Consider the following 26589-nt stretch of genomic DNA (forward strand, 5'->3'; position numbering starts at 1 on the left):
TTTACAGCTCAAAATCCGCTCCGTATAGTGCGCGCCATCGACGACGGCAACGTTGAAGATACTGCCCAGATGGTGAAATTGGTAGACACGCCAGCTTCAGGTGCTGGTGGCCGCAAGGCCGTGGAAGTTCGAGTCTTCTTCTGGGCACCAATTAAAAACTTGAGGTGTACCTTGAGTTTATCCAGAAACCCGCGAAAGCGGGTTTTTGCGTTATAGGCCTTTGTTTTTCAAAGGAAAACTTGATTTATATTTTTGAATCAGGGGTTTACAGATCAAAAAGCGCTCCGTATAGTTCGCTCCATCAACAGCGGCAACGCTGCTTGAGATTGCCCAGGTGGTGAAATTGGTAGACACGCCAGCTTCAGGTGCTGGTGACCTTACGGTCGTGGAAGTTCGAGTCTTCTCCTGGGCACCATATTCAGATCAAACCCGCGAAAGCGGGTTTTTTCGTTTCTGCGGTTTGAAAACTTTATCTGCGTTCATCCTCTCACCCGCACTTGAGAAGTTTTATCGTTTATCCTTGCAATGATTTGTTGCACTCAAGTGAGGAAAACCCCGGATGATGATCCGCGATACCCGTCCCAAGACATCCCTTCTGCGTGGCCTGACCATCACTCTGCTCGGCCTGACCCTGCTCTCCCCCACCGCCTTCGCCGCCGACAAGGTTTCCCTGACCCTGTACAACGGCCAACACAAAGAAGTCGGCGACGAACTCGCCAAGGCCTTCGAAGCCAAGACCGGCATCCACGTCAATGTCCGCAAAGGCAGCAGCAACCAACTGGCCAGCCAGGTGGTTGAGGAAGGCGAGCGTTCGCCGGCCGACGTGATCTACACCGAAGAATCGCCCCCTCTGAATAAACTGGGCGAACAAGGCCTGCTGGCCAAGATTGACGCCAGCACGCTGGATGTATTGCCCAAGGATTACGTGGGCGGCAACGGCGACTGGATGGGCGTGACAGCACGCACTCGCGTCGTAGCCTTCAACCCCAAGCTGATCGCCGAGAAAGACCTGCCCAAGTCAGTGCTGGATTTCGCCGGCCCAGAATGGCAAGGCAAAGTCGGCTTCGTCCCCACCAGCGGTGCGTTCCAGGAACAAGCCGTGGCAATCATCAAGCTGCACGGTCGCGAGGCTGCCGAAGAATGGCTCACCGGCCTGCGCGCGTTCGGCAAGGTGTACAGCAACAACATGGTGGCGCTGAAGGCTGTAGAGAACGGCGAAGTGGCCACCGTGCTGGTGAACAACTATTACTGGTTCGCCTTGAAGAAGGAAAAAACTCACCTCGACTCCCAACTGCACTATTTCACTGATGGCGACGCTGGCGGCTTGATCACCGTGTCCTCCGCGGCGGCGTTGAAGTCGAGCAAACACCCCAAAGAAGCCCAGCAATTGCTGGCTTTCATGGCCAGCGAAGAAGGCCAGCGCGTGATCACCAACACGTCCGCTGAATACCCACTGCGCAAAGGCATGCAGTCCAACCGTGGACTCAAACCGTTCAGCGAACTGCAACCGCCGAAAGTCACGCCTGCCGACCTGGGCAATGCTGAAGAGGCCCTGGACCTGGAACGTGAAGTTGGCTTGAACTGATGAACCCTTCGCTCCCCGCCGCGCGCGGGCTTTTGCGCCCTCGGCGCAAGCGCCCTTCGATCTGGTTGCTGCTGCCCGTGCTGCTACTGGTCGGCCTGAGCCTGCTGCCACTGGCGTATGTCGGACTGAAGGCCTGGCAAGCGGGCTGGGCGCAAGCGGTGCATTTGCTGTGGCGGCCCTACGTGTTCGGGCTGCTGCGCAATACCCTGGCACTGATGGTCGGGGTGACCGTCGCCTGCGGCCTGATCGGCCTGTCGCTGGCCTGGCTGCTGGAGCGCAGCAACCTGCCCGGGCGACGCCTCTGGGGCGTGATCCTGTGCCTGCCGTTTGCCGTCCCGGCGTTCGTCAGCAGCTTCACCTGGGTTTCGTTGAGCGCCGACTTCGAAGGCCTGGGCGGGGCGATCCTGGTGATGAGCCTGTCCAAATATCCGCTGGTGTTCCTGCCGGTGGCGGCGACCCTACGCAACCTTGACCCGTCGCTGGAAGAATCGGCGCGCACCCTGGGAATGAATCGCTGGGGCGTGTTCGTGCGCGTCACACTGCCGTTGTTATGGCCTTCGCTGCTGGCCGGGGCGCTGCTGATCGCACTGCACATGCTGGTAGAGTTCGGTGCCTTGTCGATCATCGGCCTGCAGACATTTACCACCGCGATCTATCAGCAATTCGAACTGGAATTCAGCAATGCCAACGCCGCGATGCTCTCGGCGGTGCTGCTGGTGATGTGCCTGACCCTGCTGTGGCTGGAGCTGCGCGTGCGCGGCAAAGGCCGACATGTGCGCATCGGTCAAGGCGCGGCGCGCCACGCCGAACCGGTCAAACTGGGCAAGTGGGCGCCGCTGGGCCAGGTGTATTGCCTGGCGCTGGCGATCATTGGCAGCGGCATTCCGTTGGGGATGCTCGGCTATTGGCTGGCCGTGGGCTCGTCGGCGGCATTTCCGGTAGCCGAAATCAGCGAAGCGCTGCTGTCCTCCCTGGCGCTGTCGCTGGGCGGTGCGGCGCTGTGCCTGGTGCTCGCGGTGCCGGTCGGACTGCTGGTGGTGCGCTATAAAGGCCAACTGGCGATCTGGGCGGAACGCTTGCCCTACCTGCTGCACGCCCTACCTGGGCTGGTGATTGCGCTGACGCTGGTGTACTTCGCTCTGCACTATGTACCAGTGCTGTACCAGACCTCGGCGTTGTTGCTGATCGCGTATGCGCTGCTGTTCCTGCCGCTGGCCCAGGCGCCGATCCGCACCGCGCTGAACAAGGCGGCACCGCAACTGGAAGAGGCCGCTCGCACGCTGGGGGCATCGTCATTCGGCGCATTTTGCCGGGTGACCCTGCCGATCATCTTCCCGGCATTGGGCGCAGCGTTCGCACTGGTATTTCTCGACGCCATGAAAGAACTGACCGCGACGCTGCTGCTCAGCCCAACCGGGTTGAACACATTGGCGACAGCCGTATGGGCGCATACCTCGAATGTGGAATTCGCGGCGGCGGCGCCTTATGCAGCGCTATTGATCGTGGTGTCGGGACTGCCGGTCTATTTGCTCACGACGCGGATGTATTTGAGTCGCTGAAAGCGTTATCGGGGGGCAAGCCCCCCTCCCACAGGTTGTAGTGCAGGCAACGCTAAGCCCGAAACTGCCCCAGACTCGCCTTCAACTGCGCCGCCAACCCATCCAGCACCTTGCCGCTGGCAGTGGTTTCCACCACCGCCTGGGCGGCACGCTCGGCCTGGGCATGAATCACCTCGACCCGCCCGCGGACCGCATGGGCGCCCTGGGCCTGATGCTCGGCGGCCCGGGTGGCCAGCCCGATTGCCGCGTGCACCTGTTCCACCGAAGCCTGCACCGTTTGCTGCAGACGCATGCTGTCGCGCAGCACCAGCAAGCCTTCGTTGGCTTGACGGCCGGCCTTGCCGATCGTTTCCACCGCCTCGCGGGCACCCTGCTGCAGCGCCACGATATGGGCCTGAATATCACCGGTCGAGCTTTGGGTCTTGCTGGCCAGGGCACGCACCTCGTCCGCCACTACCGCAAACCCGCGCCCGGTCTCGCCGGCACGCGCCGCCTCGATGGCCGCATTAAGCGCCAGCAGGTTGGTCTGCTCGGCAATGCCATGAATCACCGTCAACACCACCTCGATCTGCTCGCTCTGCTGCGCCAGGCGCTCGATCACGTGCGAACCGGCCTCGACCTGACCTGCCAACGCCTCAATCAAACCGCCGACCTCGGCAGAGGTGCGCGAGTTCTGCTCGGTGGCCTGGCGAATGTCCACCACCTGTTGCAGCGCAGCCTGCATCGCGTGGCTTTCCGCCTGGGCTTCGTCAGCCATCTGCGACAGTGCGCGCAGACTCTCGGCCACTTCGTCACGCTGCAAGCCCGCCGCCGCATCGGCACCGGCATTGCGCAAGCTCATGGCGCCGATTTCCACGCCGGTACGTTGAGCCACATCACCCGCCTCGCGCACGATCGGCTGTAACTTATCCACAAAGCGATTGACCGCCGAAGCCATGGCGCCGATTTCGTCCTTGCTGTTGATCTGCACTCGCTTGGTCAGATCACCCTCGCCTGCGGCCAGATCGTCCATGGCGGCGATCAACAGCTTGAGGCGATTGACCACGCGTCGCCCGAGCACCACGGCAATCAGCAACAGAACCGCAAGCCCTACCAGCGCCAGGCCCATGCCGATGCGCCAACGCAACGTCCCGGCCGCTTCCTGCACGACACTGGAGGTATTGGCCGTCATCTGGGTGGCGGTAGCCTGCGCCGATTGCAGCCTGGCGCCCATCGCGGCCGCACTGTCAGCCGCGGCGCCCTTGAGACTGTCACCCACCAGCTGGTCACCGCTGGCGATCAGGGCGGCAAAACGCTTATCCAGCGCCTGCAAGTCGGCTTCCACCGAAGCGGTGGACACCCCCATGAGCACCTTGCCGATTTCTACACCATTAGGGCTGATGGACGCCTCGACGTAGTACACCGACGGATCATTCCTGGCGGCGTTGAGTACCTTGTCCAAGGCGCGATCGCCCTGGCCTTTTTCCAGCAACGCCTTGTTGATCGGATTTTCGCGATTCAGGTACCGCGTCAAATGCTCGCCGGCCGCGTCGTCATAGACCACGAACAATACATTGGGATTGCGCTGGGCCCGACGGGCAAACTCGGACAGCGTAGGCACATCGCTGTCCCACATGGCGCGTGGGGCGACCGATGCCAGCAACTGCGCCATATCATTGGCGGAATCCTGCAGGTCTTTTTCCAGGGTCGCACGCAGTTGCTTCTGTTCTGCCTGCAAGCGCGAAGACAAACCGCTGGTAAGGCGCTGGCGCGTACTGGACGACAGACTGTCGAGACTGGAGGTGACTTCCTTGCCGGCCTGCGCCAGCTCGTTCGACAATTTTTGACTGTCGATCCCCAGGCGACTGCCTAGATCGGCCTCCAACGCTGTGACGGTGCTCCGCGTCAGCGCGACGGCCACCAACACTTGCACCAAAAGAGCGATACCTAGGGTAACGAACACCGGCCGCAACAAACGGCTTTGTAACAATGAAAGAACGGCAGACATCGGAAAATCCCTCCACCACGGGTGCCATTAAATTGATAGCACCGCGAAAGAAGGAAACACAGCAAGGGTCATGCCGTTTGGCCGATAGAAACGACAAAGGGCTCCCGAAGAAGCCCTTTGTTTTTCAGATCAACAGCTTATCAAGCGAACGGATGACGCAGGACGATGGTTTCGTTGCGGTCGGGGCCCGTCGAAATAATGTCAATCGGTGCGCCGATCAGCTCTTCGACGCGTTTGATGTAGGCCCGGGCGTTGGCCGGTAATTCTTCCAGGGACTTGGCGCCCACGGTCGACTCGGTCCAACCCGGCACTTCTTCGTACACCGGCTGCAGGCCGACGTAGCTGTCAGCGTCAGTCGGTGCAACATCGTTACCGTTTGCATCTTTATAGCCGGTGCAAATGTTGATGGTTTCCAGACCGTCGAGTACGTCCAGCTTGGTCAGGCAGATGCCCGAGATGCTGTTCACATCGATAGCGCGGCGCAGGATAACGGCATCGAACCAGCCGCAACGGCGCGCACGGCCGGTGGTGGCGCCGAATTCGTGACCTTGCTTGGCCAGGTGGGCGCCCACTGCGTCGAACAGCTCAGTCGGGAATGGCCCCGAACCGACGCGCGTGGTGTAGGCCTTGGTGATGCCCAGGATGTAGTCCAGGAACATCGGGCCAACGCCCGAACCGGTAGCGACGCCACCTGCGGTGGTGTTGGAGCTGGTCACGTACGGGTAGGTGCCGTGGTCGATGTCCAACAGCGAACCCTGGGCGCCTTCGAACATGATGTCCTTGCCGGCGCGACGCAGGTCGTGCAGCTCAGCGGTCACATCCAGCATCAGCGGCTTGAGCAGCTCAGCGTATTCCTTGCACTCGGCCAGGGTCTTGTCGAATTCGATGGCCGGCTCTTTGTAGTAACCGACCAACATGAAGTTGTGGTAATCCACCAGTTCACGCAGCTTGTCTTCGAAGCGCGGCATGTTGAGCAGGTCACCCACACGCAGGCCACGACGTGCAACCTTGTCTTCGTAGGCCGGGCCGATGCCGCGACCGGTGGTGCCAATCTTCAGCTCGCCACGGGCCTTTTCACGGGCCTGGTCCAGCGCGACGTGGAAGGACAGGATCAGCGGGCAGGACGGGCTGATACGCAGGCGCTCGCGCACCGGTACGCCTTTCTCTTCCAACTTGGTGATTTCCCGCAGCAGGGCGTCCGGTGCAACCACCACGCCGTTACCGATCAGACACTGCACGCCTTCGCGCAGTACGCCCGACGGGATCAGGTGCAAAACGGTTTTTTCGCCATCGATGACCAGGGTGTGGCCAGCGTTGTGACCCCCTTGGTAGCGCACTACGGCGGCAGCATGTTCGGTCAGCAGATCAACGATCTTGCCTTTGCCCTCATCACCCCATTGGGTGCCCAGGACTACGACATTCTTACCCATAACACTTGTCCTCATTCGCGCAAACTTGGTGCCGGCGATGGCCGGCAGGAAAACTCAAGAAGCCAGTGGCGATACTTGCCAAAGCCCGTTCTGCAGAATCAATTGCCGGTCGCAGTCCGCTTCACGGGCGGCGGCCAATGGCTGCCCAGGCAACGCCTGGACGACACGCTGACCCTCACTGCGCAACTGGCAGACCTGCTGCCAGAGTGCGGCGTCCGTACTGTCGGGCATCCAGATGCCACCAGACGGCAGCTCGACCTCAGCACGCCCCAGGGTCACCAGGGTTTTCAAATCGGTGGAAAAACCAGTGGCCGGACGCGCACGACCGAAGTCGGCGCCGATATCGTCGTAACGACCGCCTTGGGCGATGGCCTGGCCAACACCCGGAACAAACACCGCGAACACTACGCCAGTATGGTAGTGATAACCGCGCAGCTCGCCCAAATCGAAGTACAGCGGCAACTGCGGGAAACGTGCCGACAACTGCTCGGCAATCGCCAGCACGTCATCCAATGCCGCCAGGACCGCCGCCGGCGCGCTCGCCAGTTGCTCACGGGCGGCGGCGAGCACTTCGCGGCCGCCGCACAAGTTCACCAGCGCACGCAGCATGCGGGCCAGGTCGGCCGGCACACCTTCGGTCAGTGCGATGACTTCATCGATGGCCTTGCGCTGCAACGCATCGAACAATTGTTGCTCCACTTCACCGGACAAACCGGCCGCACGGGCCAGACCGCGGTAGATACCGACGTGGCCCAGGTCCATGTGTACATCCGGCACGTCGGCCAGTTGCAGCATGGCCAGCATCAAGCTGATGACTTCCACATCGCTGCTCGGGCTGGCGTCGCCGTACAGCTCAGCGCCAAGCTGGATCGGGCTGCGAGAGGAAGACAACGCACGTGGCTGCGCATGCAGCACGCTGCCGGCGTAGCACAGACGGTTCGGACCTTCGCGACGCAGGGTGTGCGCATCGATGCGCGCCACTTGTGGCGTGATGTCGGCTCGAAAACCCATCTGCCGGCCGGACTGCGGATCGATAACCTTGAAGGTGCGCAGATCCAGGTCCTGGCCCGCGCCGGTCAGCAGGGATTCGAGGTACTCGATATGAGGGGTCACGACAAAGTCATAACCCCAGCTCTGGAACAGATCCAACACCTGGCGACGCGCTACTTCAATGCGCGCAGCTTCTGGTGGCAGTACTTCTTCGATGCCATCTGGCAGCAGCCAGCGGTCTACCGTTGCCATTACGCCATTCCCCTTTGATCCGGGCGGCCAGCCCTCGGCCGAGCCTTGAGTGAAGCAGAAAGTGCCCGCCGCCTGCATAAACCACGCGCAAGAGCGACGTGACGAACGGCCTGCCAGCGGCCTCGTCGGGCACTTTCCTCGAAAAACCTGTCACGCCTGCCGAATCAAACATGCAGACGCAAAAAAGCCGGGAATTTCCCGGCTGCCGCATCATACACCCGTTTTCTGAAAGGATCACCCCGCCAGGCGTTTTACCCGCCCGACGGAGTGCGTCCTACTTAGTCACAGGCGCTTACTTGGCTTTTTCCAGGTAGCGAAAGAAATCGCTGCTTGGGTCCAGCACCATGACATCGGTTTTATTGGCGAAGCTTTCACGGTAGGCGCGCAGGCTACGGTAGAACGCGTAGAACTCCTGGTCCTGTCCGTAGGCCTTGGCGTAGATCGCCGCGGCTTGAGCGTCGCCATCACCACGGGCCTCTTCAGACTCGCGATAGGCTTCGGCCAGCAGTACACGACGCTGACGATCGGCATCCGCACGGATACCCTCAGCCAACTCGTTACCCTTGGCGCGATGCTCACGGGCTTCACGCTCACGCTCGGTGCTCATACGTTCGAACACGCTGCGGTTCACTTCCTTGGGCAGGTCGATGGCCTTGACCCGAACATCGATCACCTCGATACCCAGCTCCTTTTCCGCCATCTTGTTCAGCGAGGCCGTGATATCCGCCATCAAGGCATCACGCTCACCGGACACCACCTCGTGCAGGGTGCGCTTACCAAACTGGTCACGCAGGCCCGATTCCAGACGACGCGACAAACGTTCGTCGGCAATCTGCTTGAGGCCGGAGGTTGCGGTGTAGAAGCGCTCGGCATCCTTGACGCGCCACTTGGCGTAGGCGTCAACCATCACGGCTTTCTTTTCCAGGGTCAGGAAGCGCTGCGTCGGTGCATCCAGGGTCATGAGGCGTGCGTCGAACTTGCGCACCTGATTGACGTAGGGGACTTTCACATGCAGGCCCGGCTGGACATCCGCCTGGACCACGCGACCGAATTGCAGCAGCACCGCACGCTCGGTCTGAGCCACGATGTAGAAGCAGTTCCAGGCAGCGATGACCACGACGACGCCCACAATCAGGGCGGTCAGCGATTTATTGCTCATCAACGACTCTCCCTGGTACGTGTTTGCTGTTGCAGCAAGTCAGCGGCCGCACGGGCGCTCGCTTCGTTGGCAGCGGCAGTGGAGCCGGTGGACGGCGCGCTGGTGTTGCTACGACCACCCTCGATCATCTTGTCCAGCGGCAGGTACAGCAGGTTGTTCTGCCCACCCTTGCTGCCGGTCACGAGAACCTTGCTGGTGTTGCTGAAGACTTCCTGCATGGTGTCCAGGTACAGACGCTCGCGGGTCACTTCAGGCGCCTTGCGATACTCGGCCACCAGCTTGGTGAAGCGGTCAGCCTCACCCTTGGCGCGGGACACCACTTCGTCGCGATACCCGTTGGCGTCTTCGATGATGCGCTGGGCCTGACCACGGGCTTCCGGCACGACACCGTTGGCGTAAGTTTCAGCCTGGTTGCGCGAACGCTGCTCGTCTTCACGGGCACGGATCACGTCGTCGAAGGCTTCCTGCACTTCACGCGGTGCCGCCGCGCTCTGTACGTTCACCTGGGTGACGGTGATACCGGTGCGATAGGTATCGAGGAACCGTTGCAGGCGCTCCTTGATTTCGCTGGCCATCAATTCACGGCCTTCGGTCAACACCTGGTCCATCGCGGTGGAACCCACCACATGGCGCAGGGCGCTTTCGGTCGCGTGCTGCAGACTGATTTCCGGCTGATCAACGTTCAGCACGAAGTCCTGAAGGTTGCTGATCTTGTACTGCACGGTCAGCGGCACTTCGACGATATTCTCGTCTTCGGTCAGCATCTGCCCCTGCTTGGTATAGGCACGCTCACGCGTGACGTTTTCCATGTACTTCTTGTCGATAGGCGGGAAATAGATATTCAGGCCCGGGCCGACGGTCTCGTAGTACTTGCCGAAGCGCAGCACCACGGCCTGCTCCTGCTCGTCCACGACATAGACCGCGCTGTACAGCCAGACAGCCGCCAGCACCACAAGGCCCAGGCCCAGCAGGCCATAGCCACCGCCCTTGCTCGTGCGACCGCCGTCGTCACCACCACGTTTTTTTCCACCACCGAACAACCCATTCAGGCTTTCCTGCAGCTTTCGGAAGGCCTCGTCGAGATCCGGTGGCCCCTTGCGGTCGCCATTATTGCGGCGCTTACCACCCCAAGGATCCTGATTATTCGAGTTGCCACCCGGCTCATTCCAAGCCATAGCGCTCTCCATCTGATAAAGCAAAGACGCACCCACGGCGCGCCGACCAATGCTACAGAATGCCTGCTACTGCGGCACAACCGCTTTCGGAGGCTTTTATTGCAAAGTGTGTTGTTCGATGAACTCTGTCGGTACGACACCTTCACGGCTGACCAGCCGATTCAGCTCCGAGCGCGGCAATCGAACGGCCAGCAAGCTGACACCTTCTTCGTCGTGTTCTTCTTTCTGTACCGCGCCCAGCTCGAAAAACTGTGCACGCAATCGAGCAAAACGCTGGGGCAAGCGCAAGGTGCCGACAAACAAATCACTGCCGAGCAACTCGGCAATCGCCTGTTCAAGCAGCTCCAGGCCACTGCCATCGCGCGCCGACAGCCAGACCCGCTGGGGCCTGCCGTTCTCATCGCGCTGAATCTGCGGCTCTACACCTTCAAGCAAATCGAGTTTGTTATAGACCTCGAGGATCGGCAAGTCCTGGGCACCAATCTCGCCCAGCACCAGCATCACCTGCTCGATCTGCAGCATGCGATCCGGTTCGGCTGCATCGATCACATGCAACAGCAAGTCGGAATTGCTCGACTCTTCGAGCGTAGACCGAAATGCTTCGACCAGCTTGTGCGGCAAGTGACGAATGAAACCCACGGTATCGGCCAGCACGATCGGCCCCAGGTCGGCCAGATCCAACCGACGCAAAGTGGGATCGAGCGTCGCAAACAATTGGTCGGCCGCATACACATCGGACTTCGTCACGTTGTTGAACAGCGTGGACTTGCCGGCGTTGGTATAGCCCACCAGGGACACCGTAGGAATGTCCGCGCGTGAACGGCCACGGCGCGACTGCTCGCGCTGGCTGCGGACTTTCTCGAGCCGCCCCTTGATCTGACGCAGGCGAACCCGCAGCAGACGGCGGTCGGTTTCCAGTTGGGTTTCACCCGGGCCGCGCATGCCGATACCACCACCCTGGCGCTCAAGGTGAGTCCAGCCACGCACCAGGCGCGTGCTCATGTGATCAAGCTGGGCCAGTTCGACCTGGAGCTTGCCTTCATGGGTACGGGCGCGTTGGGCGAAGATATCGAGAATCAGGCCGGTGCGGTCGATCACGCGACACTCGAAAACACGTTCGAGGTTACGTTCCTGACTGGGCGTGAGGGTGTGATTGAAGATCACCAGATCGGCTTCTTCGGCGTGGACCAGGTCGCGTAGTTCCTCGACCTTGCCGCTGCCGATCAGGTATTTGGCGGTTGGCCGATGACGCGGCACGTTAAAAAACGCAACGGTCTCGGCGCCGGCCGAATTTGCCAACTCCTGAAACTCCTGCGGATCTTCGCGCGCCTCAGGGTCCTGTCCATCCAAGTGAACGAGGATCACTCGCTCACCACCACCGTGGCGCTCAAAGAACAAAGGAGACTCCTATCAGGCGTTACCTGGCTCAGCGTCGCCTTGTTCGTCGCCGGCTGCGCTAGGCAGGCGGATCGGGCGAACGGGAACGACTGTCGAGATAGCGTGTTTGTAAACCATCTGGCTGACGGTGTTTTTCAGCAGGATCACGAACTGGTCGAACGACTCGATCGTACCTTGCAACTTGATACCGTTGACCAGATAAATGGAAACCCCCACTTTCTCTTTACGTAAGGTATTCAAGTAAGGGTCTTGTAGCGAATGCCCTTTTGACATGTGCCGCACTCCTTTAAGGATCAATAATAAAAATCGGAAAAAATAGCTTAAGACCGTCACACCCCCAAGGATAGACGGCAATTGCAAGGACTCAGCTCAATATGGAGACCGTTCCCAAGTATTTCAAGGCGCGTGACAGATTGTCGCTGTCCAGGCTGTCCAGCCAGTGCAAATCGCTCCAACTGCGCAACCAGGTGAACTGGCGCTTTGCCAATTGGCGCGTGGCGATGATGCCGCGCTCCTGCATTTCGGCTGACGTCAGCTTGCCATCCAGATGATCCCAGACTTGGCGATAGCCTACAGCACGTATCGAAGGCAACCCTGGATGCAGGTCACCTCTGGAACGCAGTGCTACGACCTCCTCCACAAACCCCTGTTCCAACATAATTGTGAATCTTTGTGCAATTCGTTCATGCAGCACCTGGCGATTTGCAGGAGCGATGGCCAGATTGGCCACAGTATAGGGCAATTGTGACTGTCCAGAAGCGCCTGCATCAGCACTTTGCGCAGATTGACGCTGCCGGTGCTCGGTCATGGTCGACCCGCTGACGCGCCAGACTTCCAGGGCCCGCGTGAGGCGCTGAGGGTCGTTGGGATGAATACGCGCCGCAGACACCGGATCTATCGTCGCCAATTGATCATGCAGGGCTTGCCAGCCAAGGCGCGCAGCCTCGTCTTCAAGCTCGGCGCGCACCTGGGCGTCGGCCGGCGGCATATCCGCCAGACCTTCCTGTAAAGCCTTGTAGTAGAGCATCGTGCCGCCCACGAGCAGGGGAATATTGCCCCGTGCGGTGATCTCGGCCATGGCGGCCAGGGCGTCGGTACGGAAATCCGCCGCCGAGTAGCTTTGCGCGGGGTCAATGATGTCGATCAGCCGGTGCGGATAGTCCGCGAGTAACGCCTTGGATGGCTTGGCCGTGCCGATATCCATGTCCCGGTAAACCAGGGCAGAGTCGACACTGATCAGCTCGCATGGCAGCACTTTGCTCAGCTCAATGGCCAGGTCGGTCTTGCCGGCGGCCGTGGGGCCCATCAGGAAGATTGCGGGGGGCAAGGCACTCATCAACGACCGCGCAGGAACAGTTTGTCCAGATCGTCCAGGCCCATCTGGGTCCAGGTCGGTCGGCCGTGGTTGCACTGCCCGCTGCGCTCGGTGTTTTCCATGTCGCGCAGCAGCCCGTTCATTTCCGGCAACGCCAGCCGACGGTTGGCGCGGATGGCGCCGTGGCAGGCCATGGTGCCGAGCAGTTCGTTGATATGCGCCTGGATGCGGTCGCTGGTGCCGTATTCCATCAGGTCCGCCAGCACATCGGCTACGAGTCGATTGGCTTGCGCCTGCTTAAGCAGCGCCGGGATCTGACGGATCGCCAGGGTTTCCGGCCCCAGGCGCTGCAGCTCAAAGCCCAGTTTTTGAAAAACCCCGTGGTGTTCTTCGGCGCAATCGGCCTCGCGCTGGCTGACCGCCAGCGATTCCGGCACGAGCAACGGCTGGCCGCTGAGACCTTCGCTGGCCATGGCGATCTTCAACCGCTCGTACATGATTCGCTCGTGGGCGGCATGCATGTCGACCAGCACGAGGCCATGGGCGTTTTCCGCCAGGATGTAAATGCCCTTGAGCTGCGCCAACGCATAACCCAAAGGCGGGATATCACCGCCACCTTCGGGCAGAGCCACTGCGCTCGGCTCAGCACCCGGCAGCGGCGCGTAGAATTCGCGATAGGCTGCCTGAGCCTCGGCCACCGGCACCGTCGATTGTGGACGTGGCGTGTACTGGTACTGATAACCCGCCCCCGCGCCGCCGCCCGGTGCCGTGTAGGCTGGCTGCGGCTGTGGCGATTGCAGCAGGTTGCCCGCCAGGCTCATCTCACCCTGGGGACCGAACTCACCGGCCTCGGGGCCGCTTGGGCGCACCACTGCCGTCACGATCGGCGCCGCCAGTTGGTCGTCCGGGCGCACGTCGCCCAGCGCGCGGTGCAGGGTGCCATAAAGGAAGTCATGCACCATGCGCCCATCACGGAAGCGCACCTCGTGCTTGGTCGGGTGGACGTTAACGTCCACCACCGCCGGGTCGACCTCGAAAAACAGCACAAAGGTCGGATGCCGTCCATTGAACAGCACATCGCGATAGGCCTGGCGCACCGCGTGGGCAACGAGTTTGTCGCGCACTGCGCGGCCATTCACAAAGAAGTACTGCAAGTCCGCCTGGCTGCGAGAGAAGGTCGGCAAACCTACCCAGCCCCACAGGCGCAGGCCGTTGCGCTCGATTTCAATCGGCAGTGCCTGCTCCAGGAACCCCGCACCGCACACCGCCGCCACCCGACGGGCGCGCGCGGCGTCGTCATTGGCTTCGTGCAGGCTGAGGATGGTCTTGCCGTTGTGGCGCAAGTGAAACGCCACGTCGAAACGCGCCAGGGCGAGGCGTTTGATGACTTCCTGCAGGTGGTCGAACTCGGTTTTCTCGGCCTTGAGGAACTTACGCCGCGCCGGCGTATTGAAGAACAGGTCGCGCACCTCAACCGAGGTGCCCACCGGATGCGCGGCCGGCTGGACCCGAGGCGCCATGTCGCGCCCCTCGGTTTCCACTTGCCAGGCCTGGTCGGCGCCGCGGGTGCGCGAGGTCAGGGTCAGGCGTGCCACGGAACTGATGGAGGCCAGGGCCTCGCCGCGAAAACCCAGGCTCATCACGCGCTCAAGGTCTTCCAGGTCGCGAATCTTACTGGTGGCGTGACGGGCCAGCGCCAACGGCAGGTCGTCGGAGGAGATGCCGCTGCCGTCGTCGCGCACCCGCAAGAGCTTCACCCCCCCCTGCTCCACGTCGACATCAATACGTTTGGCGCCGGAGTCGATGCTGTTTTCCAGCAGTTCCTTGATCACCGACGCGGGCCGCTCCACCACCTCGCCCGCAGCGATCTGGTTGGCCAGGCGCGGGCTGAGCAATTCAATGCGCGAGCCGCTGCCGAGAACTGTTTCGCTCATTACTGTGCCGCCAATTCTGTGCCGGGGATGGTCAATACCTGGCCGACCTTCAATTCATCGGTTTTCAGGTTGTTCGCAGTGCGCAAGGTCGCGGGCGATACCTGGAAGCGCACCGCCAGCATGGCCAGGGTGTCACCGGGCTGTACGCGATGGTCACGCGTGCCTTGGGCGATTTTCCCGGAGTCGCGCAACCAGGCGATATACGTGCCGGGAGGCGGATTCTGCTGGAAGAACTGACGCACGCCGGCACTGATGGACCGCGCCAATGCCTGCTGGTGGCTGGCGCTGGCCAATTTGGACGCCTCGTTGGCGTTGGAGATAAAGCCGGTTTCCACCAGGATCGATGGGATATCCGGCGACTTCAACACCATGAACCCGGCCTGCTCAACGCGCTGTTTGTGCAACGACGTGACGCGACCGATATTGCTCAACACCTTCTGGCCGACGTTCAGGCTGGAAGTCAGCGAGGCGGTCATCGACAGGTCCAGCAGTACGCCGGCGAGCATCTTGTCCTTGTCATCCAGGGACACGTTGCCGGCCCCGCCGATCAGGTCGGAGCGGTTTTCGCTGTCGGCCAGCCAGCGCGCGGTTTCGGACGTGGCGCCTCGATCCGAGAGGGCAAATACCGATGCTCCGAAGGCCGCAGACGACGGCGCGGCGTCGGCGTGGATCGACACAAACAGGTCGGCCCCCTTCTTACGCGCGATTTCGGTACGGCCGCGCAACGGAATGAAATAGTCGCCGGTGCGGGTCAGCTCGGCACGGTAGCCTTTCATGCCATTGACCTGGCGCTGCAGCTCGCGAGCGATGGCCAGCACCACGTCTTTTTCATGCTGGCCGCGTGAACCGGAGGCACCCGGGTCTTCACCGCCGTGACCGGCATCAATGACCACGATAATGTCACGCTTGCCGGCCGGTGCCGGCGGCGGCGGTGGCAGCTTGACCTGAGGCTGCGACGGGTTTACCGGCACCGCTGGTACGGTCGCCACGCTCGGCGTCGGCGCGGGCGGCGGAGCGGCATCCGCGGCGTTGTCGAACAGGTCGACCACCAGCCGGTTACCGTACTGGGCATTCGGCGCCAGCGAGAAGCTCTTGGGCGTCACGGCTTTTTTCAGGTCAATGACCACGCGCAGGTCGGTCGGCGTACGCTGCGCCGAGCGCATGGCGGTGATCGGCGTGTTGGCGGTAGAAACTTTAAGTGGCGCGGCCAGGGTCGCGCCGTTGATATCGATCACCAGGCGATCGGGCGCCGCCAGGGTAAAGACACTGTGCTGGACCGGCCCGGACAGGTCGAACACCAGTCGCGTGTTATCCGGCGCTCGCCACAGGCGCACACTCTTTACCTGTGAAGCAGCCAGAGCATTGACAGTCATTGCCGCAAGCAACACCCCTACGACAGCAACCAACGCGCGAAAGCGCATACCTAACCCCACCAATTATTTGAATTCCAAAGCCAGAGCGGCACACCACGACTCGGCGCGCGTGCTCTGGGGCAACAACTTCAGCTGACGTCCATGCTCATGCGGCGTAATGGTAATGGTCAGGTCAGGCTTTGGCAAAAAGCCTGTACCTTTATCTGGCCATTCGATCAGGCACAGCGCCTCTGCATCGAAGTAATCACGGATGCCCATGAACTCCAATTCCTCGGGGTCCACCAGGCGGTAGAGGTCGAAGTGAAAGGCGCGCATCGTGCCGATCTCGTAAGGCTCGACCAGCGTGAACGTCGGGCTTTTTACCGCGCCCTCATGACCCAGCCCGCGAATAATCCCACGGGACAACGTGGTCTTACCTGCTCCCAGGTCGCCTTCCAGGAAAATCAGCCCGTTACCGGCCGTCAGTTGCGCCAGGCGATGGCCCAACGCAACCATGGCGTCTTCATCGGCCAGGAAGAGAATTACTTCAGGCATGGCGACTGCTCCTCCAGCAATTGACGAATGGCGGGGATCAGGTCACTGGCGGCAAGCCCACGCCCCAAGGTGCCCTGTCGATCCCCAGCCGTGGCGTGCAGCCAAACGGCCAGGCAACTGGCCTCGTACGCAGGCATTCCCTGGGCCAGCAAAGCGCCGACCAGACCGGCCAATACATCGCCCAGCCCTGCGGTAGCCATCGCCGGATGACCTTGATCGCAGCGGGAAACCCGTCCATCGGGGCTGGCAATCAAACTACCCGCGCCTTTGAGAATGGCGACGGCGTTGAATGTCAGGCTCAACGCGCGCGCCACCTTAAGACGGTCCGCCTGAACCTCGGCTGTCGACAAGCCCAACAGACGCGCCGCTTCGCCCGGGTGCGGGGTGATCACGCAGTTGGCCGGCAGGCTCACACCGCCGACAGCCAGTTGGTTCAAAGCGTCGGCGTCCCACACTTGCGGCTGACGGGCATTGGCCGCGACCGATAACAAGCTTTTGCCCCAGGCGGCAGCGCCCAGGCCGGGGCCGATAACGATCACCGAGATTTTTTCCAGCAAGCCCATCAACTGGTTGGCAGAACTCACACCCACGCTCATGACTTCCGGCAAACGGGCCAATGCAGCCGGCACATGCTCAAGGCGCGTCGCCAGGGACACCATGCCCGCACCACTGCGCAAGGCACTTTCGGCACTCAACAGCGCAGCGCCGCCGAAGCCCAGGTCACCGCCGATGACCAGCAGGTGGCCGAACTGGCCTTTATGGGCATCCGCAGAGCGCGCAGCCAGGTGCGGCAATTGGCCGGGTAATAGTGGCTGAACGTCGGTTATTTCGTGTTTTGTCTGAGGCATGCGTCTTCAAGCTCCGATGTCTGGCAGAATTATACGCATCTAACCTGTGGTTTCCCGTGTCTCATGCCCGCTATTACCTCCGATCTGCCCGCCCTCGCCCAATCGATCAAAGACTGGGGCCGCGAGCTGGGCTTTCAGCAAGTCGGCATCAGTGGCCTGGACCTGGCCGAGCATGAGCAGCACCTGCAACGCTGGCTCGACGCCGGCTACCACGGCGAGATGGATTACATGGGCGCCCACGGCAGCAAACGCTCCCACCCCGAAGAACTGGTACCCGGCACCCTGCGCGTGGTGTCGCTGCGCATGGATTACCTGCCCGGCGACACCCATATGGCGCACATGCTGGCCCAGCCGGAAAAAGCCTACATCTCCCGCTACGCCCTCGGCCGCGACTACCACAAGCTGATCCGCAAACGCGTGCAGCAACTGGCCGACCGTATCCAGGCCCAGATCGGCCCTTTTGGCTTTCGGGCCTTTGTCGACAGCGCGCCAGTGCTCGAAAAGGCCATCGCCGAGCAAGCCGGCCTGGGCTGGATCGGCAAGAACACCCTGGTACTCAATCGCAAGGCCGGCAGTTATTTTTTCCTCAGTGAGCTGTTCGTCGACCTGCCCTTACCGGTCGACCCGCCCCATAGCACCGAGCACTGCGGACGCTGCACCGCTTGCCTGGATATCTGCCCGACCAATGCCTTCGTCGGCCCCTATGTGCTGGACGCCCGGCGCTGTATCTCGTACCTGACCATTGAGCTCAAAAGCGCGATTCCGGAGGACCTGCGCCCACTGATCGGCAATCGCGTATTCGGCTGCGATGACTGTCAGATCGTTTGTCCGTGGAATCGTTTCGCTCGTGCCACTGGCGAAGGCGATTTCCAGCCACGGCATAACCTGGATAACGCAGAACTGGCCGAACTGTTTATGTGGGACGAGGATAAATTCCTCAGCAGCACCGAAGGCTCGCCCCTGCGCCGCGCCGGCTATGAGCGCTGGTTGCGTAACCTGGCAGTAGGCTTGGGCAATGCGCCATCAAGCATTCCGGTGCTGGAAGCCTTGAAGGCGCGCCGTGAGCACCCCTCGGCGCTGGTGCGTGAGCATGTGGAATGGGCACTCAAGCAGCACGCGCAACGCTAGTGCACATCGTCGTTGTAGACGAACTTGGGCATTTCCCAGTGAAAGCGGATCGCCAGCAGGCGCAATAGAAAGCCACTGAACAGCGTCAGCAGGATGGCTTGCTCGCCGGGCAGTTCCAGGTGCAGACACAGCAGGTAGAACCAGGCGGCGAGGAACGACACGCTGGCATACAACTCGCGACGGAAGATCAGCGGGATATCGTTGCAGAAGATATCCCGCAGAATGCCGCCGAACACCCCGGTGATCACACCACTGACCGACGCCACCAGCATGCCGTGGCCCATTTCCAGGGCAGTCATGCAGCCGATCAAAGTGAATGCCACCAGGCCCACGGCGTCCAGCGCCAGGAAGACCGAGCGCAGACGTCGCATCAGCGGCGCGATAAAGATCGTCACCAGCGCAGCCACGGAGGTCAGCACCAGGTACTCCGGGTGCTTGACCCACGTCAGCGGGTAATGCCCCAGCAATACATCACGCACCGAACCGCCCCCCAGCGCCGTTACACAGGCGATCAGCACCACACCAAACCAGTCCATGCCGCGCCGGCCGGCGGACAGGGCGCCGGTCATGGCTTCGGCGGTGATGGCGATGAGGTAAAGCATCAGCAGCATGATGGCGATCCTTGTAGTGAGCGGGCTTGCCCCGCGCCGGGCTGCGCAGCAGCCCCAAATACTTGGCGATGATATCTATAGGGAAAAATGCGGCAACAGCAGTGGGGCCGCTACGCAGCCCAGCGCGGGGCAAGCCCGCTCACCACAGGAAGCCCGGACACGGTAAGAAACCGTTTCAAGCCTTGATGAAATGCTTACGGTAATGCTGCAGCTCGGCAATCGACTCGCGAATGTCATCCAGCGCCAGGTGAGTGCTGCCTTTGTGGAAACTGTCTTTGACTTCCGGCGCCCAGCGCGCGGCCAGTTCCTTGAGCGTGGACACGTCCAGGTTGCGGTAATGGAAATAGCTTTCCAGGGCCTTCATGTGGGTATAAAGGAAGCGACGATCCTGGCAGATGCTGTTGCCACAGATCGGCGATTTGCCTTTGGGCACCCACTGTTCCAGGAAGGCGATGGTCTGGGCCTCGGCCTCGGCCATGCTGATACGGCTGTCGCGCACACGCTGGGTCAGGCCGGAGTTGCCGTGGGTGCGGGTATTCCACTCATCCATAGTGGCGAGCACCGCGTCGCTGTGATGGATGGCGATCACCGGACCTTCGGCCAAGGTGTTGAGGTTGCTGTCGGTGACAATCGTCGCCATCTCGATGATGACGTCGGTGTCAGGGTTCAGACCGGTCATTTCCAGATCGATCCAAATCAGGTTCTGTGGGTTTTGCATGGCTCGTTTCTCTTGGCACCTTGGCGTAGCTGCGCAGTTTAGCAGGCGGGGCCGTGCTAGACTCGCGACCGTTTTACCCAACCTTTGCATTATCGACACGGAACACCAATGGCCAAACGCCAGCTCAACCGTCGCCAGAACTGGCGCATCGAAAAGATTCAAGGTGAACGCGCCGCCCGCGCCGCCAAACGTGAATCCTCCGCCGTGGAAGCGCTCGAGGGCGGCGACCTGGGCCCCGAACAAACGGGCCTGGTGATCGCGCACTTTGGCGTGCAGGTCGAAGTCGAGGCGCTGGAAGGCGAACTCGCCGGCCAGGTGTTCCGTTGTCACTTGCGCGCCAACCTGCCGGCGCTGGTGACCGGCGACCGTGTGGTATGGCGGGCCGGCAACCAGGGGATCGGCGTGATCGTCGCCCAGTTGCCACGCAGCACCGAATTGCGCCGCCCCGACAGTCGCGGCCAGCTCAAGCCGGTGGCGGCCAACGTCGACATGATCGTGATTGTCTTCGCTCCGTTGCCCGAGCCCCATGCCAACCTGATCGACCGCTACCTGGTGGCGGCCGAGCACGCCGGCATTCGCCCACTGCTGCTGTTGAACAAATTCGATTTGATCGACGAGCAGAACGCCCCGGCGCTCAATGCGTTGCTGGCGGTCTACCGCACCCTGGGCTACCCGGTGCTGGAAGTCTCGGCCCATCACGGCAATGGCATGGAACAACTGCAACAACAGTTGGACGGGCGCATCAGCGTGTTCGTAGGCCAGTCCGGCGTCGGCAAGTCGTCGCTGGTCAACAGCCTGCTGCCGGAAGTGGACACCCGCGTGGGGCCGCTGTCGGAGCTGTCCGGCCAGGGCACCCACACCACCACCACCGCGCGACTGTTCCACTTCCCCGGCGGTGGCGAGCTGATCGACTCTCCGGGTATCCGCGAATTCGGCCTCGGCCACGTCAGCCGCAGCGATGTGGAAGCCGGCTTCATCGAATTCAACGACCTGATCGGCACCTGCCGCTTCCGCGACTGCAAGCACGACCGCGAACCGGGCTGCGCCTTGCTCAAGGCCCTGGAAGATGGCCGTGTGCAACAGCAGCGGATGAATAGCTATCGGTCGATCATTGCAAGCTTGCCTGAAAGCAGTTACTGACCGACACCCTGCCCGCCGAGGCAGATGTGAAAAGGCCGCGATGATCGCGGCCTTTTCATATGCAGGTTAAGAGCCCGTTCTGGGCACCGTCGGGTCTTTCACCCCGCCATCGTCGAACAGATTCAACCTCTGCCGCAGTTCATGGGCCGGCAATGGCTCCTTTCCTGGCGGGATCGCGTTCGGGTCGGTCGGCACTTCCCCTGGCGCCCCGGCGCCCGGCGTGGGTGCCGGAGGGGGTTGATCGCCCTCGATCGCGCGCTGGGCCTTTTTAGTCAGCACGACGATGTCGATGCGCCGATTGATCGGGTTGAACGGGTCCTTCGCATCAAACAGCTGCGAGGAGGCAAAACCCACCACCCGCGCCACTTGCGAATCCGGGTAGCTGCCGGCCACCAGGGCACGACGGGCCGCGTTGGCGCGGTTGGCCGAAAGCTCCCAGTTGCCGAAGTCGCCTTGGCCCGCATAGGGCTTGGCATCGGTATGGCCACTGATGCTGATTTTGTTCGGCACCGCTTTGATGGTGTCGGCCATGGCCAGCAGGATATCTTCGAAGTACGGCTTCAACCGCGCACTGCCGGAATCGAACATCGGCCGGTTGGCGGCGTCGGTGATCTGGATGCGCAGACCGTCCGGCGTGATCTCGAAGGAAATCTGATCCTTGAACTTCAGCAACTGCGGGTTTTCCTCAACCTTGTTTTGCAGTTCCTGCAGCAACAGCTCAAGACGCTCCTGCTCGACCTGCTCGGCCATGGCCTCGACCGTGTCGCGCTCCACCGGGATTTTCTCCTGGGGTGCCTCGGTCTTCACTTCCGGGTTGATCGTGCGCTCAGGCGCCAGCTGCGGCGAACCGCCCAGGTCGATCACGAAGGGCGTGCCGCTTTCCGAGAAACCGATAGGGTCTTTGAAGTAGCCGGCGATGGCGATCTTCTGCTCCGGCGTGGCGGTAGACATCAGCCACAGCACCAGAAAGAACGCCATCATCGCCGTCGCAAAGTCGGCGAAGGCGATTTTCCAGGCGCCACCATGGTGCCCCGCAGCGAAGCGCTTGACGCGCTTGATGATTATCGGCTGGTTGTTTTCCATGGCTTAGCGACCGCGAACCGCTTGTTCCAGCTCGGCGAAGCTTGGGCGATGCTTGGGGTACAACACCTTGCGACCGAACTCCACCGCCAGCGAAGGCGGCATGCCGGAGGCGGACGCCACCAGGCTGGCCTTGATCGATTCGTACAGGTTGATTTCTTCCTTGGCGTCATGGGCCAGGGAGGTCGCCAGCGGGCCGAAGAAACCGTAGGCCGCGAGAATACCGAAGAACGTACCCACCAATGCCGCACCTACGTGCATGCCGATGGCCGCCTGGTCACCTTCGCCCAGCGAGGCCATGGTCACCACAATACCGAGTACCGCCGCCACGATACCGAAACCGGGCATGCCGTCGGCGACGCCGGTCACCGCGTGCGATGGGTGCTCCAGCTCTTCTTTAAGGCTGAACAATTCCATGTCGAACAGGCCTTCCAGCTCATGGGGCGCCATGTTGCCGGAAGACATGATGCGCAGGTAATCGCAGATATAGGCGGTCATGCGCTCGTCTTTGAGCACGGCCGGGTACTTGGCGAAAATCGGGCTGGCTGCGGCGTCTTCGATATCGGCCTCAATGGCCATCATGCCTTCGCGGCGGCTCTTGTTGAGGATCTCGTAGACCAGGCCCAGCACTTCCAGATAGAAAGTATGGGAGAAGCGCGAACCGAACATGCTCAGGGATTTTTTGACCACGTGCATGGTCATGTACCCAGGGTTGGCTTGCAGGAATGCACCAAATGCCGCCCCGCCGATGATCATCACTTCGAAAGGCTGGATCAACGCGGCGATTTTACCGTGGGAAAGGACGTAACCGCCGAGCACGCTCGCGAGGACGACGATGATGCCGATAATTTTAGCCATAGGAGATGAGTACTTGCGCCGTCAGGTTCATGGACATATTTGGGGGAACTGGAAAACTCTTGTTCTACTTATCGGCAAAACTGCGCCAGACTATAGCCCGTTAAGGCGAAAAGCCAGTTCGGCCCGCTCCGGGCGTGTTGACCGCAAGTGATGATCGCGCCCCTACCATGGCTAAACAAAAAACCGACCCAACTGCAAAACCTGCCTCCCTCCCCGACTGGATCAAGCGTCTGGACGAGGTGCACTTGCCTGTTCCACAGGCCAGCCATGACCGCGTATGCAAAGCCATTCGCGACAGCCGCAGTTCGTTGCGAGATATTGCCGAGCTGATGCAAAACAGCCCGGCCCTGGTACTCAGCGTGATGCGCGAGGCCAACAGCCATACCCATGGCAGCCTGGCCGAGCCGGCGGAAAACCTCGAGGTGGCGCTCAACCGCCTGGGCCTCAAGCGCGCCGAGGAATTACTGGCGCGCTTGCCGTCAGTGCCCGCCCAGGACATTCCAGCGGCGCTGCGCCAGCTGTTGCTGGTCAGTCAACACGCCTCGCAGCAGGCCAACGGCCTGTTCGGCAGCCGCCTGGCGCGGCTGTGGCAAGACATTCACTGGGGCAGCCTGCTGTTTCTGTCGCCGCTGTGGCCGATGGCAGTGGCCTATCCCAAGCTGCTGGAAGAATGGGAACTTCGGGTTATCCACAAGGGCGAGTCGGCGCGCGTGGTCGAGCAGCAATTATTCGGCGTGCGCCTGCTGGACCTGTGCATCGGCCTGACCGAAGCCTGGCATTTGCCGATGTGGGTCTCCCAGGGTTACACCCTGCTGCTGAACGAGCAACGCATGCTGGTCAAGTCGCTGCGTGTCGCCCGCGATGAAGATCCTCTGCACCAACAGCAATTGCTCGACGCCGACCCCGGCCTGCGCCGCTGGCTGAACCAGCCGGCCAATACCGTACTGCTGGCCAATGGCTTGGCAATGTCCGCCCAGGAATCCTGGACCTGCCCGCACACGCAGCGCTGGCAATTGCTCACCGCCCTGTACCTGCAACAACCGTTGGGCGAGGTGCAGCAGCAAGTCCACCAACAAGCCGTAACCAGCGCCCGCACCGCGCTGATGCCCGATCTCTGGCATCCGGCGCTGTCGCTGATCTGGCCGTGGCATGTGCAGAAGATCCATCGCGGCTTGCTGCCCGCTCCGCCCCCTACCGCCGAAGCCCTGGCCGTATGGCGCAGCCGCTGCACCGAACTGCTGATGGAACCGAGCCGGTTTGCCAACGCCATGCACCTGACCACCTGCGCCAAAGAGGCGCTGGTCGCCAGCGGTATGCAGCGGGTGATGCTGCTGATGACCGACCGCGCCCAAAGCACCTTGCGCGTACACCAGGTCGACGGCTTGCCCAAGGACGCCGCCAACCTGAGCCTGGACGTGGTGCACAGTACGATGCTGCAGCGCCTGCTGGAAAAATCCGCCCAGGTCCGCTTCACGCCGGACAACCACGCCCAGTTCTCCGCGCTGCTGCCGCCAATCCTGAGTCGCCTGTTCAGTGGCGAACACTTGCTGCTGCGTTCCTTGAGCTGCAATGGCAAGGTCGTGATGCTGATGGTGGCCGACCAGGGCGGTGGGCCATTCTCGGAAACCACCGTGCAAGCCTTTGGCAAAACCGCCCAATGCATCGAAAAGGCCCTGCACGGCTTTACCAACCGCGGCGCCTGATGCTTGCGCTACAATCGCCGTCCCTTATCGCCGACCTTTATGCCCAGGAGACCTAACATGCCTGACTTCTCTGGCTTGCCGCTGGTGATCGAATCCGCCGACCTGCACAGTCGCCTGGGTGCCGAACACCTGATTGTGGTGGACCTCACCAGTGCCGCCCGCTACGCCGAAGGGCATATCCCCAGCGCGCATTTCGTTGACCCGAAGCGCACTCAACTGGGCCAACCGCCAGCTCCCGGCCTGCTGCCGAACAAGGCGGACCTGGAAAAGCTGTTTGGCGAACTAGGCCACACGCCGGACGCTACCTATGTGGTGTACGACGACGAAGGCGGCGGCTGGGCCGGGCGTTTTATCTGGTTGCTCGACGTGATCGGCCACCAGAAATACCACTATCTCGACGGCGGCCTGCTGGCATGGTTAGCAGAGGGCCAGCCCGTGTCCACCGACGCTCCCCCGTCGGCCGGCGGCCCGGTCAGCCTCACACTGCACGATGGCCCTACTGCGACGCGCGAATACCTGCAAAGCCGTCTCGGCGCTGCCGACCTGGGGATCTGGGACGCGCGCGGCCCGCTGGAGTATTCCGGCGAGAAGGTGCTCGCGGCCAAGGGCGGGCACATCCCCGGCGCGGTCAACTTCGAATGGACTGAAGGCATGGATAAGGCGCGCAACCTGCGAATCCGCCGCGATATGCCCCAGATTCTTGAAAACCTGGGCCTGACGCCCGACAAAGAAATCATCACCCATTGCCAGACTCACCACCGCTCTGGCTTCACCTATCTGGTGGCCAAGGCGCTCGGTTATCCGCGAGTCAAAGGTTATGCCGGTTCCTGGGGCGAATGGGGCAATCACCCCGATACGCCCGTTGAAAAGACTTAAGGTTTAAGGACAGTTATGAAAAAGCAGTTGTTTATCCTCAGCCAGTATTTGCTGCCGCACCACTTGCTGTCGCGCCTGGCCGGCTGCGTGGCCGAGTGCCGCGTGCGCTGGTTCAAGAATGCGTTCACCACTTGGTTCGCCAAGCGCTATCAAGTGGACATGTCCCAGGCACTGGTCGAGGACGTGACCGCTTACGAGCACTTCAATGCATTCTTCACCCGCGCCTTGAAAGACGGCGCGCGGCCTCTGGACCCGACCCCCGGCGCCGTGCTGAGCCCCGCCGACGGCGCGGTCAGCCAGCTCGGTCCGATCGAACATGGCCGCGTGTTCCAGGCCAAAGGCCACAGCTTCAGCGTGCTGGAACTGCTGGGCGGCGATGCAGCCATGGCCGCGCCGTTCATGGGCGGCGATTTCGCCACTATTTACCTGTCGCCGAAGGACTATCACCGCGTGCACATGCCGCTGGCCGGTACCCTGCGCGAGATGGTCTATGTGCCGGGGCGGATTTTCTCGGTCAACCAGACCACCGCCGAAAACGTGCCGGAGCTGTTCGCGCGCAACGAGCGGGTGGTTTGCCTGTTCGACACCGAACGCGGCCCGATGGCTGTGGTGCTGGTGGGCGCGATGATCGTAGCGTCGATTGAAACCGTATGGGCCGGCCTGGTTACGCCACCCAAGCGCGAGCTGAAAACCTTCCGCTATGACGAAGCCGCCCGCGCGCCGATCCACCTGGAAAAAGGTGCGGAGCTGGGACGCTTCAAGTTGGGCTCCACCGCGATCGTGCTGTTCGGGCCGGATCAGGTGCAGTGGTCAGAAGCGCTGCTGGCCGGTTCGCCGGTGCAGATGGGTCAGGGGATCGGCCTGCCGAAAGCCTGATCCGATATTTGCAGAGATCTAATGTGAGAGGGGGGTTGCCCCCTCCTACATTTCTGACCG

The 26589-nt window shown here is 61.7% G+C and carries 23 protein-coding genes, 2 tRNA genes and 1 pseudogene; 9 read left to right on the forward strand and 17 right to left on the reverse strand.

Going from position 1 to position 26589, the window contains the following annotated elements; all coding sequences use genetic code 11:
- Nucleotides 1–63: 63 nt before the first annotated feature.
- The 4 genes from G7025_RS17920 to G7025_RS17935 all read left to right on the forward strand — a co-directional run bounded on the left by G7025_RS17920 (nt 64) and on the right by G7025_RS17935 (nt 3144).
- A tRNA-Leu gene (locus tag G7025_RS17920) sits at nt 64–150 on the forward strand.
- A gap of 178 nt (nt 151–328) precedes the next feature.
- Nucleotides 329–415: transfer RNA gene (locus G7025_RS17925), tRNA-Leu, on the forward strand.
- Nucleotides 416–559: 144 nt separating this feature from the next.
- A complete protein-coding gene (locus G7025_RS17930; RefSeq protein ID WP_181080463.1) occupies nt 560–1585 on the forward strand; it encodes an extracellular solute-binding protein in 1026 nt (341 codons plus the stop codon).
- The gene (locus G7025_RS17935; RefSeq protein WP_181080464.1) at nt 1585–3144 is read left to right on the forward strand and encodes an ABC transporter permease; all 1560 of its coding nucleotides are present in this window, start codon (nt 1585–1587) and stop codon (nt 3142–3144) included. Before G7025_RS17930 ends, G7025_RS17935 begins: the two co-directional genes overlap by 1 nt.
- 52 nt (nt 3145–3196) lie before the next feature.
- Here the strand turns inward: G7025_RS17935 and G7025_RS27150 are convergent, their stop codons facing one another.
- The 13 genes and pseudogenes from G7025_RS27150 to G7025_RS17995 form a co-directional block, all read right to left on the reverse strand.
- Nucleotides 3197–4081, reverse strand: a complete 885-nt coding sequence (locus G7025_RS27150) for a methyl-accepting chemotaxis protein (protein ID WP_375139340.1) — start codon at nt 4079–4081, stop codon at nt 3197–3199.
- Nucleotides 4082–4102: 21 nt separating this feature from the next.
- Nucleotides 4103–5131: pseudogene (locus tag G7025_RS27155) on the reverse strand (methyl-accepting chemotaxis protein); the annotation flags it as partial.
- Nucleotides 5132–5271: 140 nt separating this feature from the next.
- Nucleotides 5272–6561 carry an adenylosuccinate synthase gene (locus G7025_RS17945; RefSeq protein ID WP_181080466.1) on the reverse strand — a complete coding sequence of 430 codons (1290 nt, stop codon included), beginning with the start codon at nt 6559–6561 and terminating at the stop codon, nt 5272–5274.
- Nucleotides 6562–6615: 54 nt separating this feature from the next.
- The gene (locus G7025_RS17950) at nt 6616–7803 is read right to left on the reverse strand and encodes an ATP phosphoribosyltransferase regulatory subunit (protein ID WP_181080467.1); all 1188 of its coding nucleotides are present in this window, start codon (nt 7801–7803) and stop codon (nt 6616–6618) included.
- A gap of 292 nt (nt 7804–8095) precedes the next feature.
- Nucleotides 8096–8962: a protease modulator HflC gene (gene hflC / locus G7025_RS17955; RefSeq protein ID WP_034095607.1), complete on the reverse strand. Its 867-nt coding sequence runs from the start codon at nt 8960–8962 to the stop codon at nt 8096–8098.
- Nucleotides 8962–10137, reverse strand: coding sequence for an FtsH protease activity modulator HflK (gene hflK / locus G7025_RS17960; protein ID WP_181080468.1), 1176 nt, complete (start codon nt 10135–10137; stop codon nt 8962–8964). The genes hflC and hflK overlap by 1 nt, the downstream gene beginning before the upstream one ends.
- Nucleotides 10138–10233: 96 nt before the next feature.
- The gene (gene hflX / locus G7025_RS17965; protein ID WP_181080469.1) at nt 10234–11535 is read right to left on the reverse strand and encodes a ribosome rescue GTPase HflX; all 1302 of its coding nucleotides are present in this window, start codon (nt 11533–11535) and stop codon (nt 10234–10236) included.
- Between the two features lie 12 nt (nt 11536–11547).
- The gene (gene hfq, locus G7025_RS17970; protein ID WP_003188059.1) at nt 11548–11808 is read right to left on the reverse strand and encodes an RNA chaperone Hfq; all 261 of its coding nucleotides are present in this window, start codon (nt 11806–11808) and stop codon (nt 11548–11550) included.
- A 91-nt stretch (nt 11809–11899) separates the two neighbouring features.
- Nucleotides 11900–12871 (reverse strand): tRNA (adenosine(37)-N6)-dimethylallyltransferase MiaA, encoded by a 972-nt coding sequence (gene miaA / locus G7025_RS17975; protein WP_181080493.1) that lies wholly within the window; start codon nt 12869–12871, stop codon nt 11900–11902.
- Nucleotides 12871–14784, reverse strand: coding sequence for a DNA mismatch repair endonuclease MutL (mutL, locus tag G7025_RS17980; RefSeq protein WP_181080470.1), 1914 nt, complete (start codon nt 14782–14784; stop codon nt 12871–12873). Before mutL ends, miaA begins: the two co-directional genes overlap by 1 nt.
- Nucleotides 14784–16205, reverse strand: a complete 1422-nt coding sequence (locus G7025_RS17985) for an N-acetylmuramoyl-L-alanine amidase (protein WP_181080471.1) — start codon at nt 16203–16205, stop codon at nt 14784–14786. The genes mutL and G7025_RS17985 overlap by 1 nt, the downstream gene beginning before the upstream one ends.
- A gap of 15 nt (nt 16206–16220) precedes the next feature.
- A complete protein-coding gene (tsaE, locus tag G7025_RS17990; protein ID WP_181080472.1) occupies nt 16221–16691 on the reverse strand; it encodes a tRNA (adenosine(37)-N6)-threonylcarbamoyltransferase complex ATPase subunit type 1 TsaE in 471 nt (156 codons plus the stop codon).
- Nucleotides 16679–17539: an NAD(P)H-hydrate dehydratase gene (locus G7025_RS17995; protein WP_181080473.1), complete on the reverse strand. Its 861-nt coding sequence runs from the start codon at nt 17537–17539 to the stop codon at nt 16679–16681. The genes tsaE and G7025_RS17995 overlap by 13 nt, the downstream gene beginning before the upstream one ends.
- Before the next feature lie 63 nt (nt 17540–17602).
- On the opposite strand from G7025_RS17995, the gene queG reads away from it, so the two are divergent.
- On the forward strand, nt 17603–18667 hold the full coding sequence (gene queG, locus G7025_RS18000; RefSeq protein ID WP_181080474.1) for a tRNA epoxyqueuosine(34) reductase QueG: 1065 nt from the start codon (nt 17603–17605) through the stop codon (nt 18665–18667).
- Here queG and G7025_RS18005 read toward each other — a convergent pair.
- Together G7025_RS18005 and orn are read right to left on the reverse strand one after the other, a co-directional pair.
- The gene (locus tag G7025_RS18005; protein WP_181080494.1) at nt 18664–19281 is read right to left on the reverse strand and encodes a trimeric intracellular cation channel family protein; all 618 of its coding nucleotides are present in this window, start codon (nt 19279–19281) and stop codon (nt 18664–18666) included. The genes queG and G7025_RS18005 overlap by 4 nt on opposite strands.
- A 172-nt stretch (nt 19282–19453) precedes the next feature.
- Nucleotides 19454–19996, reverse strand: a complete 543-nt coding sequence (gene orn / locus G7025_RS18010) for an oligoribonuclease (protein ID WP_034095596.1) — start codon at nt 19994–19996, stop codon at nt 19454–19456.
- 108 nt (nt 19997–20104) lie between these two features.
- On the opposite strand from orn, the gene rsgA reads away from it, so the two are divergent.
- Nucleotides 20105–21136, forward strand: coding sequence for a small ribosomal subunit biogenesis GTPase RsgA (rsgA, locus tag G7025_RS18015; protein ID WP_034111514.1), 1032 nt, complete (start codon nt 20105–20107; stop codon nt 21134–21136).
- Between the two features lie 66 nt (nt 21137–21202).
- Here the strand turns inward: rsgA and motB are convergent, their stop codons facing one another.
- Nucleotides 21203–22219, reverse strand: a complete 1017-nt coding sequence (motB, locus tag G7025_RS18020) for a flagellar motor protein MotB (RefSeq protein ID WP_181080475.1) — start codon at nt 22217–22219, stop codon at nt 21203–21205.
- Nucleotides 22220–22222: 3 nt separating this feature from the next.
- Nucleotides 22223–23074 (reverse strand): flagellar motor stator protein MotA, encoded by an 852-nt coding sequence (gene motA / locus G7025_RS18025; RefSeq protein WP_181080476.1) that lies wholly within the window; start codon nt 23072–23074, stop codon nt 22223–22225.
- A 167-nt stretch (nt 23075–23241) separates the two neighbouring features.
- Between motA and G7025_RS18030 the strand changes: the two genes are divergently transcribed.
- From G7025_RS18030 to asd, 3 genes are read left to right on the forward strand one after another with little or no spacing between them, the layout of a single operon-like run.
- Entirely contained in the window at nt 23242–24777 is a 1536-nt protein-coding gene (locus tag G7025_RS18030) for an HDOD domain-containing protein (RefSeq protein WP_181080477.1), read from the forward strand.
- A 57-nt stretch (nt 24778–24834) separates the two neighbouring features.
- Complete coding sequence (locus tag G7025_RS18035) at nt 24835–25653, forward strand: rhodanese-like domain-containing protein (RefSeq protein WP_181080478.1); 819 nt, start codon at nt 24835–24837, stop codon at nt 25651–25653.
- A gap of 15 nt (nt 25654–25668) precedes the next feature.
- Nucleotides 25669–26529 carry an archaetidylserine decarboxylase gene (asd, locus tag G7025_RS18040; protein ID WP_034095590.1) on the forward strand — a complete coding sequence of 287 codons (861 nt, stop codon included), beginning with the start codon at nt 25669–25671 and terminating at the stop codon, nt 26527–26529.
- Nucleotides 26530–26589: the final 60 nt, after the last annotated feature.

This window comes from Pseudomonas lurida (genome assembly GCF_013522705.1).
GTDB classification, from domain to species: domain Bacteria; phylum Pseudomonadota; class Gammaproteobacteria; order Pseudomonadales; family Pseudomonadaceae; genus Aquipseudomonas; species Aquipseudomonas quebecensis.

Bases quoted from the DNA above. Each gene is read 5' to 3' on its own strand.
- G7025_RS17930 (WP_181080463.1), top strand. From the start codon at position 560: ATGATGATCCGCGATACCCGTCCCAAGACATCCCTTCTGCGTGGCCTG.
- G7025_RS17935 (WP_181080464.1), top strand. From the start codon at position 1,585: ATGAACCCTTCGCTCCCCGCCGCGCGCGGGCTTTTGCGCCCTCGGCGC.
- G7025_RS27150 (WP_375139340.1), bottom strand. From the start codon at position 4,081: ATGGCTTCGGCGGTCAATCGCTTTGTGGATAAGTTACAGCCGATCGTG.
- G7025_RS17945 (WP_181080466.1), bottom strand. From the start codon at position 6,561: ATGGGTAAGAATGTCGTAGTCCTGGGCACCCAATGGGGTGATGAGGGC.
- G7025_RS17950 (WP_181080467.1), bottom strand. From the start codon at position 7,803: ATGGCAACGGTAGACCGCTGGCTGCTGCCAGATGGCATCGAAGAAGTA.
- hflC (WP_034095607.1), bottom strand. From the start codon at position 8,962: ATGAGCAATAAATCGCTGACCGCCCTGATTGTGGGCGTCGTCGTGGTC.
- hflK (WP_181080468.1), bottom strand. From the start codon at position 10,137: ATGGCTTGGAATGAGCCGGGTGGCAACTCGAATAATCAGGATCCTTGG.
- hfq (WP_003188059.1), bottom strand. From the start codon at position 11,808: ATGTCAAAAGGGCATTCGCTACAAGACCCTTACTTGAATACCTTACGT.
- miaA (WP_181080493.1), bottom strand. From the start codon at position 12,871: ATGAGTGCCTTGCCCCCCGCAATCTTCCTGATGGGCCCCACGGCCGCC.
- mutL (WP_181080470.1), bottom strand. From the start codon at position 14,784: ATGAGCGAAACAGTTCTCGGCAGCGGCTCGCGCATTGAATTGCTCAGC.
- G7025_RS17985 (WP_181080471.1), bottom strand. From the start codon at position 16,205: ATGCGCTTTCGCGCGTTGGTTGCTGTCGTAGGGGTGTTGCTTGCGGCA.
- tsaE (WP_181080472.1), bottom strand. From the start codon at position 16,691: ATGCCTGAAGTAATTCTCTTCCTGGCCGATGAAGACGCCATGGTTGCG.
- G7025_RS17995 (WP_181080473.1), bottom strand. From the start codon at position 17,539: ATGCCTCAGACAAAACACGAAATAACCGACGTTCAGCCACTATTACCC.
- queG (WP_181080474.1), top strand. From the start codon at position 17,603: ATGCCCGCTATTACCTCCGATCTGCCCGCCCTCGCCCAATCGATCAAA.
- orn (WP_034095596.1), bottom strand. From the start codon at position 19,996: ATGCAAAACCCACAGAACCTGATTTGGATCGATCTGGAAATGACCGGT.
- rsgA (WP_034111514.1), top strand. From the start codon at position 20,105: ATGGCCAAACGCCAGCTCAACCGTCGCCAGAACTGGCGCATCGAAAAG.
- motB (WP_181080475.1), bottom strand. From the start codon at position 22,219: ATGGAAAACAACCAGCCGATAATCATCAAGCGCGTCAAGCGCTTCGCT.
- motA (WP_181080476.1), bottom strand. From the start codon at position 23,074: ATGGCTAAAATTATCGGCATCATCGTCGTCCTCGCGAGCGTGCTCGGC.
- G7025_RS18030 (WP_181080477.1), top strand. From the start codon at position 23,242: ATGGCTAAACAAAAAACCGACCCAACTGCAAAACCTGCCTCCCTCCCC.
- G7025_RS18035 (WP_181080478.1), top strand. From the start codon at position 24,835: ATGCCTGACTTCTCTGGCTTGCCGCTGGTGATCGAATCCGCCGACCTG.
- asd (WP_034095590.1), top strand. From the start codon at position 25,669: ATGAAAAAGCAGTTGTTTATCCTCAGCCAGTATTTGCTGCCGCACCAC.